The following is an 18,169-nucleotide window of genomic DNA, read 5'->3' as shown; positions in this document are numbered from 1 at the left end:
CTGTCCTGGTATGGCTCAAGGACACACGATCACCATCGAGAAGGGCGAGCAGCACGTGCGCGTGGTGCACGGCGACCAGGTGCTCGCGGAGACCGACCGTCCCCTCGTGCTGCGCGAGACGGGCTGTCCGGCGCGGTACTACATCCCCGCCGAGGACGTCCGCCTCGAACTGCTCACGCCCTCCGACACGCACACCGTCTGCCCGTTCAAGGGCACCGCTTCCTACTGGTCGCTGCCGGACGCGCCCGACCTGGTGTGGGCCTATCCGGATCCGAAGCCGGACGTGGCCGAGATCAAGGATCACCTCTGCTTCTACGAGGTCGACGTGTCGTGACCGCTTAATTCCCTGCCGTACGGCAGTCTGCGACGGCATGGACAAGAAGACGACTTCCCGCGACGGAACCTCCCTCGCGTACCAAGTGACCGGCCAGGGGCCGACCGTGATCCTGGTGAGCGGCGCTATGTCCACCGGCGGCACCATGGCGCCCCTGGCGCACCGGCTGGCGGACCGCTGCACCGCCGTCGTGTACGACCGCCGGGGCCGCGGCGGGAGCGGGGACACGGCGCCCTACGCGGTGGAGCGCGAGGTCGAGGACCTGGCGGCGCTGGTCGACGCGGTGGGCGGTGAGGTGGTGCTGTTCGGCGTGTCCTCGGGTGGCGCGCTGGTGCTCGAGGCGGCCGCGAGCGGGCTGCCGGCCCGTCAGGTGGCCGTGTACGAGGTGCCTTTCGCCGACCGTCTGGAGAGCGGCGCCGAACGCGAGGCCGCGTACAAGGAGAACCTGAACACGGCCCTGAGGGAGGGCCGGCACGGGGACGCCGTCGAGCTGTTCCTGCGGCTGACGGGCCTCGGCGAGGAGATGATCCGGGGCGCCCGCCAGTCACCGATGTGGGCCGGGATGGAGGCGGTCGCGCCGAGTCTGGCGTACGACGACGCGGTCATGGGCGACGGCCTGCTGCCCGGGGACCGGCTCGCCGCGATCTCCGTGCCGGTGCTGTCCGTGGCGGGCGGGGCGAGCCCGGAGTGGATGCGGCAGGCGGGCAGGGCGGTCGCCGCGGCGGTGCCCCAGGGCACGTACCTCGAGCTGGAGGGCCAGACCCACATGGTGGAACCGGCCGTCCTCGCCCCCGTGCTCGCGGACTTCTGCGCGGAGTAGGCCCTACACCGGCGCTGCCGTGGCCCGCGTCGTCGCGATCGTCGCCGAGCCGACCACGCGCGTGCCGTCGTACAGGACGATCGCCTGGCCGGGGGCGACGCCGCGGACCGGCTCGGTGAAGCGGACGCGCAGTTCTCCGTCGACCAGTTCCGCGGCGACCTCGGTCTCGCCGCCGTGGGCGCGGAGCTGGGCGGTGTAGGTGCCCGGGCCGGCCGGGGCGGTGCCGCACCAGCGCGGCTTGATCGCGGTCAGCGCGCTGACGTCCAGGGCGGCGGCCGGGCCGACGGTCACCGTGTTGTTCACCGGGGAGATGTCGAGGACGTAGCGGGGCTTGCCGTCCGGGGCCGGGTTGCCGATCCTCAGCCCCTTGCGCTGGCCGATGGTGAAGCCGTACGCGCCGTCGTGCGTGCCCAGCTTGGCGCCGGACTCGTCTACGATGTCGCCCTCCGCCTTGCCGAGCCGCCCGGCCAGGAAGCCCTGGGTGTCGCCGTCGGCGATGAAGCAGATGTCGTGCGAGTCCGGCTTCTTGGCCACCGCCAGGCCCCGGCGCTCGGCCTCGGCGCGGATCTCCTCCTTGGTGGTGACCGTGTCGCCGAGCGGGAACATCGCGTGGGCGAGCTGCTTGTCGTCCAGGACGCCGAGCACGTACGACTGGTCCTTGGCCATGTCGGAGGCGCGGTGCAGCTCGCGCGAGCCGTCCTCCCCGACGATCACCTTCGCGTAGTGACCGGTGCACACCGCGTCGAAGCCGAGGGCCAGGGCCTTGTCCAGCAGCGCGGCGAACTTGATCTTCTCGTTGCAGCGCAGGCAGGGGTTGGGGGTGCGGCCGGCCTCGTACTCGGCGATGAAGTCCTCGACGACGTCCTCGCGGAAGCGGTCGGCGAGGTCCCACACGTAGAACGGGATGCCGATGACGTCGGCGGCGCGACGGGCGTCCCGCGAGTCCTCGATGGTGCAACAGCCCCGCGCGCCGGTGCGGAAGGATTGGGGGTTCGCGGAGAGCGCGAGATGGACGCCGGTGACGTCGTGGCCGGCTTCCGCGGCGCGCGCGGCGGCGACGGCGGAGTCGACCCCGCCGGACATGGCGGCGAGGACGCGGAGGAGGCGGGGGCGCTGCGGGGTGTCAGTCATAGCCCTTCCAGGATACGGGGGCGCGGGAACCGGAGCCGCCGGATATCCGTTGGTGATCACGTGGGGGCGACGACAGAGGTGACAGCGGGCGACGGGGACCGGCGGCTGGGGCGGCGGGCCCTGCTCGTCGGCGGGCTCGCGGCCGCTGTGGGCACGGCCGTGCTGGCCCGCGAGGAGCTGTCCCACCTGTGGTGGCGGCTGCCCGGGATGGAGAAGCCGCGGGTGGCGGGGGCGGTCGACTTCCGGGGCGCGCGCTGGGTGGCGGCCTCTCCGGCGAACTACCGGCGCGCGGACCGGCCGGACGACTACACGGTCGACCGGGTGGTCATCCATGTCACGCAGGGCGGCTACGAGTCGGCGGTGAAGGCCTTCCAGGACCCGTCGCACGCCGCCGCCGCGCACTACATCGTGCGCAGGGACGGTCGGATCACCCAGCTGATACGCGAGCTGGACGTGGCCTTCCACGCGGGCAACCGCGCGTACAACGAGCGCAGTGTCGGCATCGAGCACGAGGGCTTCGTGGAGGACGCCTCCTCCTTCACGGACGCGATGTACGCGGCCTCGGCCCGGCTGACGGCGGCGATATGCGGGCGCTACGGCATACCCGCCGACCGGGAGCACGTCATCGGGCACGTGGAGGTGCCCGGGACGGACCACACGGATCCGGGGCGGTTCTGGGACTGGGAGCGGTATCTGCGGCTGGTCCGCGCCGAGCGTGCCAGGCCGTAGCGGGCGGGTCAGGGCCTTTCCTCCGGATCAGGCCGACTCGGAGCGACGGCGCCTTCTGTCCGACCCCGGCAGGATCCGAAAGGGAGGCCCTAGGTCAGGCCCGCCGCGCGGGCCCGCTCCACGGCCGGTCCGATCGCCTGGGCGACGGCCTCGACGTCCGCCTCCGTGGAGGTGTGGCCGAGGGAGAAGCGCAGGGTGCCGCGTGCCAGGTCCGGGTCGGTGCCGGTGGCGAGCAGGACGTGGCTGGGCTGGGCGACCCCCGCCGTGCAGGCGGAGCCGGTGGAGCACTCGATGCCCTGGGCGTCCAGCAGGAGCAGCAGGGAGTCGCCCTCGCAGCCGGGGAAGGTGAAGTGCGCGTTGGCAGGGAGGCGGCCCCCCGGCGCCGGGTCACCGCCGAGGATCGCGTCCGGGACGGCCTTGCGGACGGCGTCGACCAGCTGGTCGCGCAGGGCGCCGATCTCGCGGGCGAACCACTCGCGCTGCTCGGCGGCGAGCCGGCCGGCCACGGCGAAGGAGGCGACGGCGGGGACGTCGAGAGTGCCGGAGCGGACGTGGCGTTCCTGGCCGCCGCCGTGCAGGACGGGTACGGGGGTGTACTCGCGGCCGAGGATCAGCGCGCCGATGCCGTACGGGCCGCCGATCTTGTGGCCGGAGACGGTCATCGCGGCGAGGCCGGAGGCGCCGAAGTCGACCGGGACCTGACCGAAGGCCTGGACCGCGTCGGCGTGCAGCGGGATGCCGAACTCCGTCGTCACGTCGGCGAGTTCACGGACCGGCATGACCGTGCCGATCTCGTTGTTGGCCCACATCACGGTGGCCAGGGCGACGTCGTCGGGGTTGCGGGCGACGGCCTCGCGCAGCGCGTCGGGATGGACGCGGCCGTGGGAGTCGACGGGGAGGTACTCGACGGTGGCGCCCTCGTGTTCACCGAGCCAGTGCACGGCGTCGAGTACGGCGTGGTGCTCGACGGGGCTGGCCAGGATGCGGGTGCGGGAGGGGTCGGCGTCGTGACGGGACCAGTACAGGCCCTTCACCGCGAGGTTGTCGGCCTCGGTGCCGCCCGAGGTGAGAACGACCTCGCTGGGTCGGGCGCCCAGCGACTCGGCAAGGGCTTCGCGGGACTCCTCGACCGTGCGGCGGGCCCGGCGGCCGGAGGCGTGCAGGGAGGACGCGTTGCCGGTGATGCTCAGCTGGGCGGTCAGCGCCTCCGCCGCCTCCGGGAGCATCGGGGTCGTCGCGGCGTGGTCGAGGTAAGCCATGGTGAGGCCGATTCTACGGTGCCCTTGCGGGCTGCCTCCGCGGTGAGTACCCGGGGTTGGGGCGACGTGCCTGTTTGCCGTCGGCCGACTACGGCTCACCTCCGTTGCGGCGTGCGGCTGCGCCCTGCGGCCGGCCTTGGTGGCAACGTGCCCGGCACGGCGTGCGGCTGCGCCTTGCGCCGACCGCACCCGGCCCAGGTGGCGGCGCGCCCGGCGCTGTCGGCCGTGCCCACCCGTTCCGCCCGGCGGAGCGATCGCCCGCGGCGGCAGCGGTGATGACGGTGGTCGGCGGCGGCCCGTCTCGCATGGGCGGGCGGGTGCCTGCCGTCGTAGCCGGAGTGGGGCGGCTCTGCCCCGTCGTCCTCGGGGCCGGGCTCGTCACAGGCTCCAGGACACCGTGTTGGAGACTTCCATGGCGATCAGCAGAACCGCCAGGTCGGCCACGCCCAGGGTCAGGCCGAGGTATGCGCGGCCTCGGCGGGACGTCCCGCGCCACAGGGCGACGGCGGCGAGGACGATGGCGATCGGGCCGAGGAAGATGTTGAGGACCAGCAGGCCGAGGAGGCCGAGGATGAAGGACGCCACGGCCATGCCGTCGGCGTCACGCGGGCGTGTGTCGGTGGTACGGCTCGTGGCCGGTGCGGTGAGTTGCATGGTGCCCCTCCTGGAGGTCGTTGCGGACGGTCAGTCGGCCGAGGTCTGGCGACGGCGGCCGTGACGCTCGCGGATCGCGAAGATGCCGAGCCAGACGGCGATGACGGCGGCCACGACGGCGGTGACGGTCAGCGGTGCGTGAGCGACGGTGCCCAGCACGACACCGAGCAGCATGAGTGCGGCGACGAGGAACAGCATGGGATCAGATCCCCCCTCCGGGTTGCCTCGTGTTGGCCTCTGTTTTGGCCTCTGTGAAATTTCGGTGAACAGTTGTAGTAACACTTGTTCACTGACTTGGAGTCTAGCGCGTCGCACGGCTTTTCAATTCCAGAGAACAGTTGTTAACTGGATGACATGAGTCACACCCTCGGCATCCGGCAGGCCCAGAAGCAGAAGACCCGGCAGGCGTTCCTGGACGCGGCGCTCGCGCTGCTGGAGGAGCAGAGTCTGAGCAGCCTCGGTCTGCGCGAGGTCACCCGCGCCGTGGGCGTCGCCCCGACGGCCTTCTACCGGCACTTCCGCTCCACCGCCGACCTCGGTGTGGCCTTGGTCGACGAGGCGCTGGGCAGCCTTCACCCGATGGTGCGGACGACGGTGTCCACGGCGGGCGACAGCCAGGAACGCATCACACGTGCCATCGAACTGATCGCCCGTCACGTGGACGCGTACCCCGCCCATGTCCGTTTTATCGCCCGTGAGCGACATGGCGGAGTTCAGCCGGTGCGGGAGGCCATCCGGGACCAACTGGCCCGGTTCGCCGACGAGGTGAAGGCCGAGCTGGCCAAGGACCCGCAGGCCGAGGGCTGGCCCGACGACGACCTGCTGATGCTCGCGCACCTCTACGTCGACCAGATGCTCATCACGGCCTCCCTGTTCCTGGAGGCGCTGGAGGCGCCCGAGGACGAGCGGGAGCGCGTCACCCAGCTCGCCATCCGGCAGATGCGGCTCATCAGCATCGGCCGCCGGCACTGGCTGGACTGACGCGCTCCCCGTCCGTCCTGACGCTCCTTTTCGGTCAGCCCTGCCGGGCCTGACCCTGACCACCCGTCTGCCCCGTCGCCCGACCCTGGCCTCGGCCCCCGTCCGGCCCGACACAGCCGCCACCGGGACCGCCCTGGCCGCCGCCGGGCGCCCCGCTGGGCATGCCCGAGGGCGCGCCCGACGGCCGGCCCGTGGGTCGGCATGCCGGAGGGGGTCTGACAGGCCTGCTGCCGGCCGGAGTCACCGCTGGTCGAGGAGGACGAGTCGCCCGAGCCGCACGCGGTCAGCAGCAGCGGGGACAGCGCCGGCAGGGCGACGGCGGGGACGAGGCGTGCACGCTTCATGAGAGACAGCTCCACGGAAGATGAGGGAGTCCTGAGGCGGGCGCTGAATCAGCGGCGCTCAGGGCGTTCTTGGGCACCTCCTGTCCCCGGACTGTCAATCAGGTAAAGCACATCCCAAGTACCGCCGCTCACCTGCGACTTCAGCCGCCGCCACGGCTCGCCCCCTGGTACAGGGCCGTGACAGAGCGGACGGCTCTCACCAGCTCCGCGCGCGCCTCGGGCGGATCGAGGATCTCCACCTGGTCGGAGAAAGCGAGCAGTTGGCGCACCGCGCGCAGCACCGGGTAGGACAACCGGGCGGTGACCCAGTCGTCCTCCCCGTCGTCGTCGGGGAGTTCGGTGAGCTGTGCGACGGCCATGCGCTGGAACATGTCGAGGCGCTCGCGCCGCACCCGCACCGTGACGTCGATGCCGTCCTCGGGCCGCTCCTCCACCTGGCGGCGCAGCACCTCCCAGACGTCGGCGAGTTCGACGCCGGGCCGGCGTCGCACGGGATCCTCGAGCAGCCGTGCCGAGCGCACCCGGTCGGCGCGGAACAGCCGCGGTGCGCCGCGCCGGTCGGCGACCAGGTACCAGACCCCGGCCTTGGCGACCAGGCCGTACGGGTCCACGGTGTATGTCCGCGGCTCCCGCTCCCCGCTGTGCCGGTAGCGCAGTCTCAGCCGCCGGTCGGTGAACACCGCGTCCTGCAGCACCTCCAGGTCGACGGCCTGCTGCGGGCCGCTCCTCCAGCGGGTGGCGTCGACCAGGACGCGGCGGCTGGTGACCTCGGCGGCGGGCCGGTGCGGTGCCGGCAGGGCCGCCATCACCTTGCGCAGGGCCGAGCCGAGCGCCGCGTCGAGACCGAGCGCGGCATGGGCACCCTGGGCGGCCAGGATGAACAGGGCGCGGGACTCGTCGGCGGTCAGGCCGGTGACGTCCGTGCGGAATCCGGCGAGGAGTTCGATGCCGCCGTGCCTGCCGCGCTCGGCGTACACGGGCACGCCGGAGGCCGACAGCGCCTCGATGTCCCGGTAGATGGTGCGCACGGAGACCTCGAGCCGGTCGGCGAGTTCGTGTGCGGGGACGCGGCCCCGGGTCTGCAGGAGGAGCAGGATCGACAGCAGCCGGTCGGACTTCACGCCCCCAGAATCGCGCCGCTGCGGATCCCGCGCAAATGTTGACGGAATCTGTCAGGTTTTCCGCGCATCCTCTCCGTACCGACCAAGGGAGAGGCACACACCATGACCACCACCGGATACACCGACCCGCGCCCCGTATACACCCGCGCCACCGAGCAGGCGGCCGCGCTCATCAGGACGGTGCGTCCCGAGCAGCTCGACGGCCCGACGCCCTGTACCGAGTTCGACGTACGGGCCCTGCTCAGCCACGTCGTCGGCGGCACCCTGCGGATCGCCGTGGTGGGCGAGGGCGGCGACGGACTGGCGGTGCGCCCGTTCACCGAGGGCGTCGCGGACGACGGCTGGGCGGCGGCCTACGACGAGGTGCGCGTGCGCGTCCTGAAGGCGTGGGAGTCCGACGAGCGGATGACGGCCCCGGTGCGGGTGCCGTGGGGCGAGGTGCCCGGGCACGCGGCGCTTTCGGGATACGTCATGGAGATCGTGACGCACACCTGGGACCTCGCCGAGGCGCTCGGTCACCCGCACGAACTCGACCCTGAGCTGGGCGAGTTCGCCCTCGACACCGCCCGCCGGGTGCTGCCGGACTCCCGCCCCCGCGACGCGGAGACCCCCTTCGAGGCCCGCCGCGAGGCCGCCGAGGGAGCCGGAGTCTACGACCGCCTGGCAGCCTGGATGGGCCGCGCACCCCTCACCCGAGCCTGAGGCACGCCACCCGGGCGGGCACCCGGGCCGGCGGCGATCAGTTCCTCGCCGGGGCGCACCCGGGCGTCGGCGCCCGGCTCGGATGCCGGCGCGTGGGCCCCCGGCCCCGCCCGACGCCGCATCCCCGCCCCCGACCTCGCCGAAGGCTTCCGCCCGGTCGCCCCCCGGCACACACCGCAGCCGAGCCCGACGCATGCCGTTCGGTGCCGCGGCCGGGCCGTCCGCCCTCACCGGAGGCGCCGGCGCGGCCGCCCCCGTCCCGCCCCGCCCGGAGCCACAGCCCCAGCGGCCGACCGCGCCGGAGGCCTCCGCTCAGCTCAGCCTGACGCGGGCGAGCTGTCGGGACTGGGCCACCAGGCGGTTCTCGCCGTCCCAGACCTCGGCGTCCTCCTCGAGGAAGCCACCGGCCAGGTTGCGGGTGGTGATCGACACGCGCAACGGGCCGGGGGCCGGGCGGTGGCGTACGTGGACGGTGAGTTCGACCGTGGGCACCCAGCCCTTGAGGCCGATCTCGAAGGCGGTGGGCGGCAGGGCGTCCACCGCGAGGAGGAGGGAGAGCGGGTCTGCGTCGCGGCCGTCGGCGAGGCCGAACCACGCGCGCATCTCGCCCTTGCCCGAGGGCGCGCCGAGCGCCCAGCCGAGGGTGGCGGGATCCAGCTTGAGCATCAGCCGGTCGGTGATGGCCGAGCTGCCCGGCACCGGGGCGGGCGAGTCGTCCGGGCCGAAGCACTGCTCCAGCGGTGGGATCGCGGGCGGAACCGCCGTCGTACGGACGTCGTCGGGGAGGTCGGAGAGGTCGCCGTAGGAGGCGAGGACGCGGATGCGCTCGACCTCGTTGCCCTCGTCGTCGTACTGGAAGAGCGCGGCCTGGCCGGTGGAGAGGGTGCGGCCGGTGCGGACCGTCTCCGTGCGCACGACCGCCGGGCCCGGCTGGGACGCGGTCAGGTAGTGCGCGGAGATGGTGAAGGGGTCCGGGTGCGGGAGGGTGTCCGCGAGGGCCCGGCCGAGAACGGCCAGCAGATAGCCGCCGTTGACGGCGTTGATGATGGTCCAGCCGGCGGAGAGGTCGATGTCGTAGACCCCGGGCTCGCGCCGGGTGACCGCGGTGTCGCGGTCGAACTCGCTGTCGCCGATCACGGCACGTCCGACGCGTGCGGTAGCTGCTTCTGGCATGAGTGAACGGTACAACAGGAAATTACTAAGCGGTAGCTTTCTATGTTGCGGCAGGATGACGGGATCCGGACACCCGGACGACCGGATCCCACCCCCGGGTGAGATCCCGGCAATTTCTAGGTAAGTGTCCGGACACGTCCACAACCCCCGTCCCACGTTTCCCCTCTATGGGGACATGAGCCTCACCGGGACTCCGTTCCTCTACACGACGACCGTGCTGGCGGTCGTCGCCCTCATACTGCCGCTCGCGCTCTGGTCTCGGATGCGGGGGCCCAGGCCCCTGCGCGCCGTCGCCCGGGTGCTGATGCTGCTGTTCGCCCAGGGCACGGCCGTCACGCTGGTCTTCGTGCTGGTCAACAACCAGAACAACCTGTACGACAACTGGGCCGACCTGCTCGGCACCGGCAACCACGTCCAGCAGGCCGCCGACCTCGGCCGGGACGGCACCGGCGGGATAGCGCTGAAGCGGTTGCCCAAGGTCAGGCAGGTCTTCAGGGCGGCCGACGGGCCCGGTATGCGCGCGGCCGGCGGGGTGCGCGTCACCCAGCTCAGGGGCCGGGTCTCCGGAGTGAACGCCGAGGTCTATGTCTGGCTGCCGCCCCAGTACGACGATCCGGCCTACCGTGGCAAGAAGTTCCCGGTGGTGGAACTGCTCCCCGGCTACCCGGGCTCGGCGAAGGCCTGGTTCGGGTCGCTGAAGGCGCACGAGCAGCTGCTGCCGCTGATGAGGAGCGGCCGGGTGGCGCCCTTCATCCTGGTCGCGCCGCGCACCAACCTGCTGGCCGGCGTGGACACCGGCTGCGCCAACATCCCCGGCCAGGTCAACGCCGACAGCTGGCTCAGCATCGACGTGCCGAAGATGGTCACGGACAACTTCCGGGCCCAGCCGGCGCCGCGGGGCTGGGCGGTGGCCGGGTACTCCGCGGGCGCGCACTGCGCCGTCAAGCTCGCCGTGGCACACCCGGACAGGTACCGGGCCGCGGTGAGCATGTCCGGCTACAACGACCCGATCGGCGAGCGCAACTCGCTCGCCTCCCAGAACCCCGCGCTGCGCGCCGAGAACAATCCCTATCTGCTGCTGAGGAAGGCGGCCGTACCGCCCCGCATCGCGATGTACATCTCCGGCGAGTCCGGTGACGGCTACCAGGCGGGCGTGGCGCTGGAGTCCGTCGCCAAGGCACCGACGACCGTGCACGTGGTGTTCCTGCCGCGCAGCGCGGGCGGCCACACCATGGCGCTGTGGCGGCCGCAGGTACCGACGGTGTTCCGCTGGCTGACCCTGCAGATGGGCCAGAACCACGCCCGGGGCGAGGACCGGTCGCTCACCGGGACCCTCGCCGGGGCTACTCCTCGGTCACCGTCGACCGGCGGTTCCACGCACGCGGCGCTCGCCAGTGGAACTTCATCGCCAGCAGGCGCAGGACGAAGGCGGTGACGACCGCGAGCCCGCTGGTGAGCGAGGTCAGGGCGTCGTAGTGGATGCACAGCACCACCATGGTGGCGCCGACGATCGCCGGGACCGCGTACAGGTCGCGGTCCCAGCGCAGCAGCGACGGCACCTCGTTGGCGAGCACGTCCCGGATCACGCCACCGCCGACCGCGGTGGCGAGGCCCAGGGTCGCGGACGCGGTGAGGTTGAGGCCGTAGCTGTACGCCTTCGTCGTACCGCTGACGCAGAACAGGCCGAGGCCGGCCGCGTCGAAGACCAGGACGCCCGTCTGGATCCGCTCCACGTGCGGGTGCAGGAAGAACACCACCAGCGTGGCCAGCAGGGGGGTGAGGAAGTACCCGAGGTCCGTGAAGGCGGCCGGCGGTACGGCCCCGATGACCAGGTCGCGGAACAGTCCCCCGCCCAGCGCGGTGGCCTCGGCGAGCACGGCGATGCCGAACACGTCGAAGTTCTTCCGGATGGCGAGCAGGGCGCCGGAGATCGCGAACACGAAGATGCCGATGACATCGAGCGTGTGCTGGACGGAGGGACTGAAGAGTTGTTGCAGCTGCACCCTGCCATTCTCGCCTGTCAGAGTGCGTGAACCTTACAAAGCCAGGCTCACAGGGACGGTTTCCCTGTTGTGAAGAGCCAGTTGTCGAACAGGTCGTCCAGCCGCTGTCCGCTGATCCGCTCGGCGAGGCGGATGAAGTCGGCGGTGTCCGCGTTGCCGTAGCGGTGGAGCCTGGTCCAGGTGGGCAGCAGCCTGAAGAACGCCTTGTCGCCGATCCGCTCCCGCAGAGCCTGGAGTGCCATCGCGCCGCGCTGGTAGACGGCGGAGGCGAACATCGTGTCGCGCTGCGGGTCGGCCACCTCGATCTGCCAGAAGGAGGAGTCGGCGGGGCGGGCGTCGTAGGCGGCGAGGAAGGAGTCGTGGGCCGTGCGGGTGCCCTGGTGTTCGGCCCACAGCCACTGGGCGTAGGTGGCGAAGCCCTCGTTGAGCCAGATGTCCTTCCACCGGGCCACGCTCACCGAGTCGCCGAACCACTGGTGGGCCAGCTCGTGCACGATGGTCGACTCGTTGCGCACGGCCGAGTAGGCGGGCTTGCTCTGCACCTCGAGCGAGAACCCGGCCTCGGGCATGTCGTCGACGATGGCGCCGGTCTCCTCGAAGGGGTACGGGCCGAAGACCCGCGACCAGTAGTCGGTGGCGGCGGCGGTGACGGCGTACACGTCGACGCCGTTGCCGTTCTTCAGCACGGGGTCGACGGCGACGTAGATCGGGATGCCGCCCGGGGTGCGGCCGGTGCGCACGTCGAACTTCCCGATGGTGGCGGTGGCGAGGTAGGTGGCCATCGGCCGGCTCTCCCGCCAGTGCGTGTACGTCGAGCCGCCCCGGTCGAACGTCGACACGAGCCGGCCGTTGGAGACGCCGGTCAGGCCCTTGGGCGCCTTGATCCGGATGTCGTAGGTGGCCTTGTCGGCGGGGTGGTCGCTGGACGGGAACCAGGTGGAGGCGGCGTTGGGCTCGCAGGCGACGAAGACACCGTCACCGGTCTTCATCCAGCCGTACTTGGAGCCGAAGACGATGGGGCCGCCGAGGGCCTCGGGTATGCCGCCGTAGGTCACGGTGACCGTGAAGTCGCGGCCCCTGGGCAGGGTGCGGCGCGGGGTGACGGTGACCTCGTCGCCGTCCCGGGTGAACCCGGCGCGTCTGCCGTTGACCTCGACCTTCGTGATCTCCAGCTGCTGCAGGTCGAGGTCGAAGGAGGAGAGGTTCTGGGTGGCGCGCGCCGTGAGGGTCGTACGGCCGTCCAGGCGGCCGGTGTCCGGGGCGTAGGCGATGTCCAGCGTGTAGTGGCGGGCGTCGAAGCCGCCGTTGCCGAGCTGCGGGAAGTAGGGGTCACCGATGCCGGGTGCGCCTGCGGTGGGGGCGGGTGCGGCGGCGATGACGAGGTAGGAGGCCGCCGCGGTGGCGAGGGCCGCTAAACGTGCCGAACGGGAGAGTGCCATGAGTCGTCCCTTTCGAGCGTGTACCGATCAGTGGTCGGACACGGACGACTCTGCACTCTCCCGTCCAGGCATGTACATGACTTTGCCCAGTTGTCATGTGCTACTTGTCGGTTGACTCCTGGGAGTCGTCGGCGGGCGCCTTGCCGGCGGGCTCCTCGGCGGGAGCGTCGGCCTCGGGCGCGGCCTTCCCGGTCGAGGTCTTCGCACCCGGACCGGTCTTGGCGCCGGACTCCGCCGCGGCTTCGGAAGCGGCCGCCTCCTCGGCGACCGACTCGTCCTCGGCAGCCGCGGTGTCCTCGGAAACAGGCGTCTCGTCAGCAGCCGTCTCCTCGGCAGCCCTCTCCTCGGAAACAGCCGTCTCCTCGGCAGCCACCGTCTTCTCCGCCACGGGTTCCTTCTCCGCCGAACCGCCGGAGACGACCGCGTCCGGGACCAGCTCCGACGCCTTCTTCGCGGCCGACAGCAGGACCGTGTCCTGCGGTGCCTGGTCGGCGAAGTTCTCCGGGTGGTGGCAGGCGACCCGCTGACCCGGCTTCAGCTCCACGAGCTGCGGCTCGGTCGTCTTGCAGATCTCCGTCGCCTTCCAGCAGCGGGTGTGGAACCGGCAGCCGGACGGCGGGGCGATGGGCGAGGGCACGTCGCCGCGCAGCAGGATGCGCTCGCTCTTCTGGCCCCGGCGCTTCGGGTCCGGCACCGGCACGGCCGACATCAGGGCCTTGGTGTACGGGTGCATCGGCGACTCGTACAGCGAGGTGCGGTCGGCGAGTTCGACGATCTTGCCGAGGTACATCACCGCGATGCGGTCCGAGACGTGCCGCACCACGGAGAGGTCGTGGGCGATGATCACGTAGGTGAGGCCGAGCTCCTCCTGGAGGTCGTCCATGAGGTTCACGACCTGCGCCTGGATCGACACGTCCAGCGCGGACACCGGTTCGTCGGCCACCACCAGCTTCGGCTTCAGGGCGAGCGCGCGGGCGATGCCGATGCGCTGGCGCTGACCGCCGGAGAACTCGTGCGGGTAGCGGTTGTAGTGCTCGGGGCTCAGGCCGACCAGTTCGAGGAGCCGCTGGACCTCCTTCTTCACCCCGCCCTCGGGCTCCACGCCCTGCAGCCGGAACGGCGCCGAGACGATCGAGCCGATGGTGTGACGGGGGTTCAGGGAGCCGTACGGGTCCTGGAAGATCATCTGGATGTCGCGGCGCAGCGGACGCATCTGCCCGGTCCGCAGCCGGGTGATGTCCCGCCCGTCGAAGGTGATCCGGCCGCCGGTCGGGTCCTGGAGCCGGGTGATGACCCGGCCCATGGTCGACTTGCCGCAGCCCGACTCGCCGACCACGCCCAGGGTCTCGCCCTTGCGCACCTCGAAGTCGATGCCGTCGACGGCCTTCACCGCGCCGACCTGGCGCTGGAGAATGCCCTTCTTGATCGGGAAGTGCTTGGTCAGGCCCTCGACCTTGAGCAGCACGTCACGGTCCTCGGGAGCGGACGCCTGCTGCGGGATCACGGCCTGGGCCTCGTCCGTCTTCTTGGTCTCACTCACAGCTTCGGCGCAATCTCTTCGGTCCAGATCCGCTCACGGTCCTCGGCCGGGAGGTGGCAGGCGGACCAGTGCCCGGTGCTCACCTGCTCCAGCTCGGGGCGCACCGTGCGGGTGACGTTCCCCTTGGGGATGTCCGCGTACGGGCAGCGCGGGTGGAAGGCGCAGCCCGAGGGGACGTTGATGAGGCTCGGCGGCTGGCCCTTGACCGGGATGAGCCGTTCGGAGGTGTCGCGGTCGATGCGGGGCATCGAGCCGAGCAGACCCCAGGTGTAGGGGTGCTGCGGCTGGTCGAAGACCTCGCCGGCCGGACCGCGCTCCACACACCGGCCGCCGTACATCACGAGGACGTCGTCGGCGATCTCGGCGACCACACCGAGGTCGTGGGTGATCATGATGACCGCGGAGCCGAACTCCTTCTGCAGGTCCCGGATGAGGTCGAGGATCTGCGCCTGGACGGTGACGTCGAGGGCGGTGGTCGGCTCGTCCGCGATGAGCAGCTCGGGGTTGTTCACCAGCGCCATGGCGATCATGGCGCGCTGGCGCATACCGCCGGAGAACTCGTGCGGGTAGCCGTCGACGCGCTTGGCCGGCTCGGGGATGCCGACGCGGTCGAGCATCTCGATGGCCCGCTTGCGGGCGACCTTCCTGCTGACGTCGTGGTGCACCCGGTAGGCCTCGACGATCTGGTCGCCGACCTTGTAGTACGGGTGCATCGCGGACAGCGGGTCCTGGAAGATCATCGCCATCTCACGGCCGCGGAGCTTGCGCACCTCGGCCGGGGCGGCGGAGACCAGTTCCTTGCCGTCCAGCCAGATCTCGCCGGACATCCGCACGTTCTTGCCGCGGGTGCCGAGCCGGTGCAGGCCCATGATGGCCTGCGAGGTGACCGACTTGCCGGATCCGGACTCGCCGACGACGGCGAGGGTCTTGCCCTTCTCCAGCGAGAAACTGAGCCCGTCGACGGACTTGACCAGGCCGTCGTCGGTCGGGAAGTGCACCTTGAGGTCGCGGACCTCGAGGAAGGCCTCGGGCGTCTTGCCGGTGGAGGTGGGCTCGCCCACGGCGGCGCCGGTCTTGGAGAGTTCGGTCACGAGAGCCTCACCCGCGGGTCGGCGGCGGCGTAGAGCACGTCCACCACGAGATTTGCGAAGACGACGAAGAAGGCGGCGAGGAGCGTCACGCCGAGGATCTTGGGCAGGTCGTTGTCGGTGATGCCCTGCACCGCGTACTGGCCGATGCCGGGCAGCGAGAACACCGACTCCGTGATCACGGCACCGCCGAGCAGCAGGCCGAGGTCCATGCCGAAGACCGTGATGATCGGGGTGAGCGCGGCGCGCAGTCCGTGCCGGGTGACGACGGTGCGTTCCCGCAGGCCCTTGGCGCGGGCCGTGCGGATGAAGTCCTCGTTCATCGTCTCCAGCATGCCCGAGCGGGTGAGCCGCGCGTAGATGGCGGAGTACAGCAGGGCGAGCGAACACCACGCCGGGAAGAGGGTGTTGGCCCACTGCGACGGGTTCTCGGTGAACGGGACGTACGTCTTGCCGAAGATCGGCCACTGATAGGTGAAGAGCAGGATCGCCAGGTTGCCCGTGAAGAACATGGGCAGCGAGACGCCGGTGAGCGCGATGCCCATGAAGGCCCGGTCGAGGACCGAGCGCGGCTTCAGCGCGGAGACGACACCGGCCGCCACGCCCGAGACCAGCCACAGCACGGCGGCACCGACGGCCAGCGAGAGGGTGATCGGAATACGCGAGGTGAGCTCCGGCCACACTGCCTGGTGGTTCTTGAAGGAGTAACCGAAGCAGGGTGCGTCGCAGTGCACCGTGGTGGGGCCGAGGTCGTAGGTGGCGCCGGCCACGATCCCCTTGATGAAGTGCCAGTACTGGACGTAGACAGGCTGGTCCAGACCGAGGTTGTGCTTGACAGCGACGATGTCCGCCTTCGACGGGCTCTTGCCGATGTACTGCTGCGCCAACTGGTCCGCTGTCTGGCCGGCGAGTCGCGGCAGCAGGAAGAAGATGGCGAAAGTGACCGCGGAGACGACCAGCAGCAGGATCACTGCCGCGAACGTCCGGCGGAGGATGTACGAGATCACGGGGACCGGCGCTGGTGCCCGCGGGCCGCGAAGCCCGCGGGCACCAATGCCTTCACCTGCCTTCCGGGGCTGCTACTTCGACGCGACGCCGATGTTGAGGTAGTCGTACTGACCGCTGAAGGCCGCCGTGGAAACCAGGTTGGTGTAGTTCTGCGGGCGGGCCAGCAGGACCTTGAAGTAGGTCAGCGGGACGAGGACGGCATCGTCCATGGTCTTCTTGTCGATCTGGGTGTACAGGCCGTTGCGCGCGGTGTCGTCCTGCGTGCCGATGGCCTTGCCCAGAAGGCTGTTGACGTCCTTGTTGTCGTACTGCGACAGGTTGGTGTTGCCGGACTGGCTGATCGCCTTGCCGTTCAGGATCTGCTGCAGGAAGCCGTAGCCGGAGGGCCAGTCGGCACCCCACTGCATCATGATCAGGCCGATGTTCTGCTTCTCGGTGAACTTCGGCACACCCGCGTAGTCGGTGAAGTACTTGCCGGACGGGTACTGCTTCAGGCTGGCGTTGATGCCGACCGTCTTCAGCGAGTTGATGATCGCCGTGGCGGCGTCGATCTCCTGCGGACGGTCCGAGCGGGCCGAGATGTTGGTCGTGATCGACGACTTGCCGCAGGCCTTCAGCTGCTCCTTGGCCTTGGCGGCGTCACCCTTGTTGCCGGTGGTCGCGTAGACGTCGGACTTCGCGTAGCCCGGGATGTCCGGGGGCAGGACCGTGGAGGCGATGTCACCGCGGATCGGGCCGCCCTCGGCGGTCTGCACCGAGACCTTGTCGATCGCGTACTGCACGGCCTTGCGGCACTCGACCTTGTCGAAAGGCTTCACCTTGGTGTTGATCGCCATGTAGACGAGACGGCCACCGTAGGTGTTGTCGGTGCCGGCCTTCTTCGACGTGTCGGTGAGCACCTTGGCCTGCGTGGAGGCCTGGACACCCGTACCGGCCAGGTCGATGGCGTCACCGGCCATGACGTCCTGGTCGATGGTCTCCGGGTTGACCTTCAGCTTGACGACGATCTTGTCCGGCAGCTGCTTGCGCAGCGGGTCGGTCTTCGGGTCCCAGTTCTCGTTGCGCACCAGGACGGCCTGCTTGCCGTCCTCGTAGCTCTGGAACTTGTAGGAGCCCGAGGAGACGATGCTCTTGACGTAGTCGACGCCCTTGTCCTTCGCCTGGGGCACCGGAGCCGTCTGCGGGGCGGCGACCAGGTAGTCGAACTCCTGGAAGGCCTGGTTCAGGTGGAAGACGATCGTGGTGTCGTCCGGCGTCGCGATGGAGGACAGGCCCTTGGCGCTCTTGTCCTTGTAGGGGCCCTTGTACTTGTCGCCTCCGGCCATGAACTGCTGGAAGTAGTTCGGGCCGAGGGAGAGCACGTCACGCGCGAAGTTGGAGCGCTCGACGGCGTACTTGACGTCCTTCGAGGTGATGGCGGTGCCGTCCTCGTACTTCAGACCGGAACGCAGCTTGTACGTCCAGGTCTTGCCGCCGTCGCTCGGAACGCCCTTGCTCGCGGCGAGGTCCGGGACGAGCGTGTTGCCCTTCTCGCCCGCACCGGGCTGGAAGGTCATCAGCGGACGTGCGTAGAGCCGGCTGAGGTTGTACATGTACGCGTAGTACGTGTTGCCGGGGTCGAAGGAGTCCGGCACGTCGGACAGCTCGTAGGTGAGCGTGCCGCCCTTCTTGTCGGAGGCGTTGACGACGCCCTTGGTCGCGGCGTTGGCGCCGGCCGACGCGGTGCCGTTGTCTCCCTTGTTGTCATCGGCCTTGCTGCAGCCTGCCACGAGCAGACTGGCGGAGCCGATGGCCGCGATCGCGGCCAGCGCTGACCTTCGCATGATGGGCGCTTTCCCCTCCA

The 18,169-nt window shown here is 70.6% G+C and carries 18 protein-coding genes; 6 read left to right on the top strand and 12 right to left on the bottom strand.

Annotation, left to right across the window (positions count from 1 at the left end; translation table 11 throughout):
• The first annotated feature begins 10 nt into the window (after positions 1–10).
• A complete protein-coding gene (locus AC07CM_RS26120) occupies positions 11–334 on the top strand; it encodes a DUF427 domain-containing protein (protein ID WP_478878873.1) in 324 nt (107 codons plus the stop codon).
• 37 nt (positions 335–371) lie between these two features.
• Positions 372–1,154 carry an alpha/beta fold hydrolase gene (locus AC07CM_RS26115; RefSeq protein ID WP_478878872.1) on the top strand — a complete coding sequence of 261 codons (783 nt, stop codon included), beginning with the start codon at positions 372–374 and terminating at the stop codon, positions 1,152–1,154.
• Between the two features lie 3 nt (positions 1,155–1,157).
• Here the strand turns inward: AC07CM_RS26115 and mnmA are convergent, their stop codons facing one another.
• Positions 1,158–2,285, bottom strand: a complete 1,128-nt coding sequence (mnmA, locus tag AC07CM_RS26110) for a tRNA 2-thiouridine(34) synthase MnmA (protein WP_478878871.1) — start codon at positions 2,283–2,285, stop codon at positions 1,158–1,160.
• 60 nt (positions 2,286–2,345) lie between these two features.
• Here mnmA and AC07CM_RS26105 point away from each other — a divergent pair, with 60 nt between their 5' ends.
• Positions 2,346–3,014, top strand: a complete 669-nt coding sequence (locus tag AC07CM_RS26105; protein WP_478878870.1) for an N-acetylmuramoyl-L-alanine amidase — start codon at positions 2,346–2,348, stop codon at positions 3,012–3,014.
• 89 nt (positions 3,015–3,103) lie between these two features.
• Here the strand turns inward: AC07CM_RS26105 and AC07CM_RS26100 are convergent, their stop codons facing one another.
• The 3 genes from AC07CM_RS26100 to AC07CM_RS26090 form a co-directional block, all read right to left on the bottom strand.
• Positions 3,104–4,273 carry a cysteine desulfurase family protein gene (locus tag AC07CM_RS26100; protein ID WP_478878869.1) on the bottom strand — a complete coding sequence of 390 codons (1,170 nt, stop codon included), beginning with the start codon at positions 4,271–4,273 and terminating at the stop codon, positions 3,104–3,106.
• A gap of 378 nt (positions 4,274–4,651) precedes the next feature.
• Positions 4,652–4,927 carry a DUF4190 domain-containing protein gene (locus tag AC07CM_RS26095; protein WP_478878868.1) on the bottom strand — a complete coding sequence of 92 codons (276 nt, stop codon included), beginning with the start codon at positions 4,925–4,927 and terminating at the stop codon, positions 4,652–4,654.
• A gap of 30 nt (positions 4,928–4,957) precedes the next feature.
• Complete coding sequence (locus AC07CM_RS26090) at positions 4,958–5,125, bottom strand: hypothetical protein (RefSeq protein ID WP_478878867.1); 168 nt, start codon at positions 5,123–5,125, stop codon at positions 4,958–4,960.
• Between the two features lie 156 nt (positions 5,126–5,281).
• Here AC07CM_RS26090 and AC07CM_RS26085 point away from each other — a divergent pair, with 156 nt between their 5' ends.
• Complete coding sequence (locus AC07CM_RS26085) at positions 5,282–5,908, top strand: TetR family transcriptional regulator (protein ID WP_478878866.1); 627 nt, start codon at positions 5,282–5,284, stop codon at positions 5,906–5,908.
• A 484-nt stretch (positions 5,909–6,392) separates the two neighbouring features.
• Here the strand turns inward: AC07CM_RS26085 and AC07CM_RS26080 are convergent, their stop codons facing one another.
• The gene (locus tag AC07CM_RS26080; protein ID WP_478878865.1) at positions 6,393–7,373 is read right to left on the bottom strand and encodes a helix-turn-helix transcriptional regulator; all 981 of its coding nucleotides are present in this window, start codon (positions 7,371–7,373) and stop codon (positions 6,393–6,395) included.
• Positions 7,374–7,475: 102 nt separating this feature from the next.
• On the opposite strand from AC07CM_RS26080, the gene AC07CM_RS26075 reads away from it, so the two are divergent.
• Complete coding sequence (locus AC07CM_RS26075; RefSeq protein ID WP_478878864.1) at positions 7,476–8,075, top strand: TIGR03086 family metal-binding protein; 600 nt, start codon at positions 7,476–7,478, stop codon at positions 8,073–8,075.
• A gap of 312 nt (positions 8,076–8,387) precedes the next feature.
• Here AC07CM_RS26075 and AC07CM_RS26070 read toward each other — a convergent pair whose 3' ends face one another.
• Complete coding sequence (locus tag AC07CM_RS26070; RefSeq protein WP_478878863.1) at positions 8,388–9,248, bottom strand: thioesterase family protein; 861 nt, start codon at positions 9,246–9,248, stop codon at positions 8,388–8,390.
• A 175-nt stretch (positions 9,249–9,423) separates the two neighbouring features.
• Here AC07CM_RS26070 and AC07CM_RS26065 point away from each other — a divergent pair, with 175 nt between their 5' ends.
• Positions 9,424–10,683 (top strand): alpha/beta hydrolase, encoded by a 1,260-nt coding sequence (locus AC07CM_RS26065; RefSeq protein ID WP_478878862.1) that lies wholly within the window; start codon positions 9,424–9,426, stop codon positions 10,681–10,683.
• On the opposite strand, the gene AC07CM_RS26060 is transcribed toward AC07CM_RS26065, so the two are convergent.
• The 6 genes from AC07CM_RS26060 to AC07CM_RS26035 all read right to left on the bottom strand — a co-directional run bounded on the left by AC07CM_RS26060 (position 10,592) and on the right by AC07CM_RS26035 (position 18,149).
• A complete protein-coding gene (locus AC07CM_RS26060) occupies positions 10,592–11,251 on the bottom strand; it encodes a trimeric intracellular cation channel family protein (RefSeq protein ID WP_478878861.1) in 660 nt (219 codons plus the stop codon). The two genes, AC07CM_RS26065 and AC07CM_RS26060, sit on opposite strands and share 92 nt — an antisense overlap.
• A gap of 47 nt (positions 11,252–11,298) precedes the next feature.
• Positions 11,299–12,690, bottom strand: a complete 1,392-nt coding sequence (locus tag AC07CM_RS26055) for a M1 family metallopeptidase (protein WP_478878860.1) — start codon at positions 12,688–12,690, stop codon at positions 11,299–11,301.
• A gap of 100 nt (positions 12,691–12,790) precedes the next feature.
• Positions 12,791–14,230, bottom strand: a complete 1,440-nt coding sequence (locus AC07CM_RS26050; protein WP_478878859.1) for an ABC transporter ATP-binding protein — start codon at positions 14,228–14,230, stop codon at positions 12,791–12,793.
• Positions 14,227–15,321 carry an ABC transporter ATP-binding protein gene (locus AC07CM_RS26045; RefSeq protein ID WP_478878858.1) on the bottom strand — a complete coding sequence of 365 codons (1,095 nt, stop codon included), beginning with the start codon at positions 15,319–15,321 and terminating at the stop codon, positions 14,227–14,229. Before AC07CM_RS26045 ends, AC07CM_RS26050 begins: the two co-directional genes overlap by 4 nt.
• On the bottom strand, positions 15,318–16,325 hold the full coding sequence (locus AC07CM_RS26040; protein WP_478878857.1) for an ABC transporter permease: 1,008 nt from the start codon (positions 16,323–16,325) through the stop codon (positions 15,318–15,320). Before AC07CM_RS26040 ends, AC07CM_RS26045 begins: the two co-directional genes overlap by 4 nt.
• Before the next feature lie 72 nt (positions 16,326–16,397).
• Positions 16,398–18,149, bottom strand: coding sequence for an ABC transporter substrate-binding protein (locus AC07CM_RS26035; RefSeq protein WP_478878856.1), 1,752 nt, complete (start codon positions 18,147–18,149; stop codon positions 16,398–16,400).
• Positions 18,150–18,169: the final 20 nt, after the last annotated feature.

The sequence above is a fragment of the Streptomyces sp. NPDC044061 genome (assembly GCF_056434305.1).
Note: the sequence above shows the minus strand (reverse complement) of the source record. Positions and strands in the feature narration are given on the sequence as shown.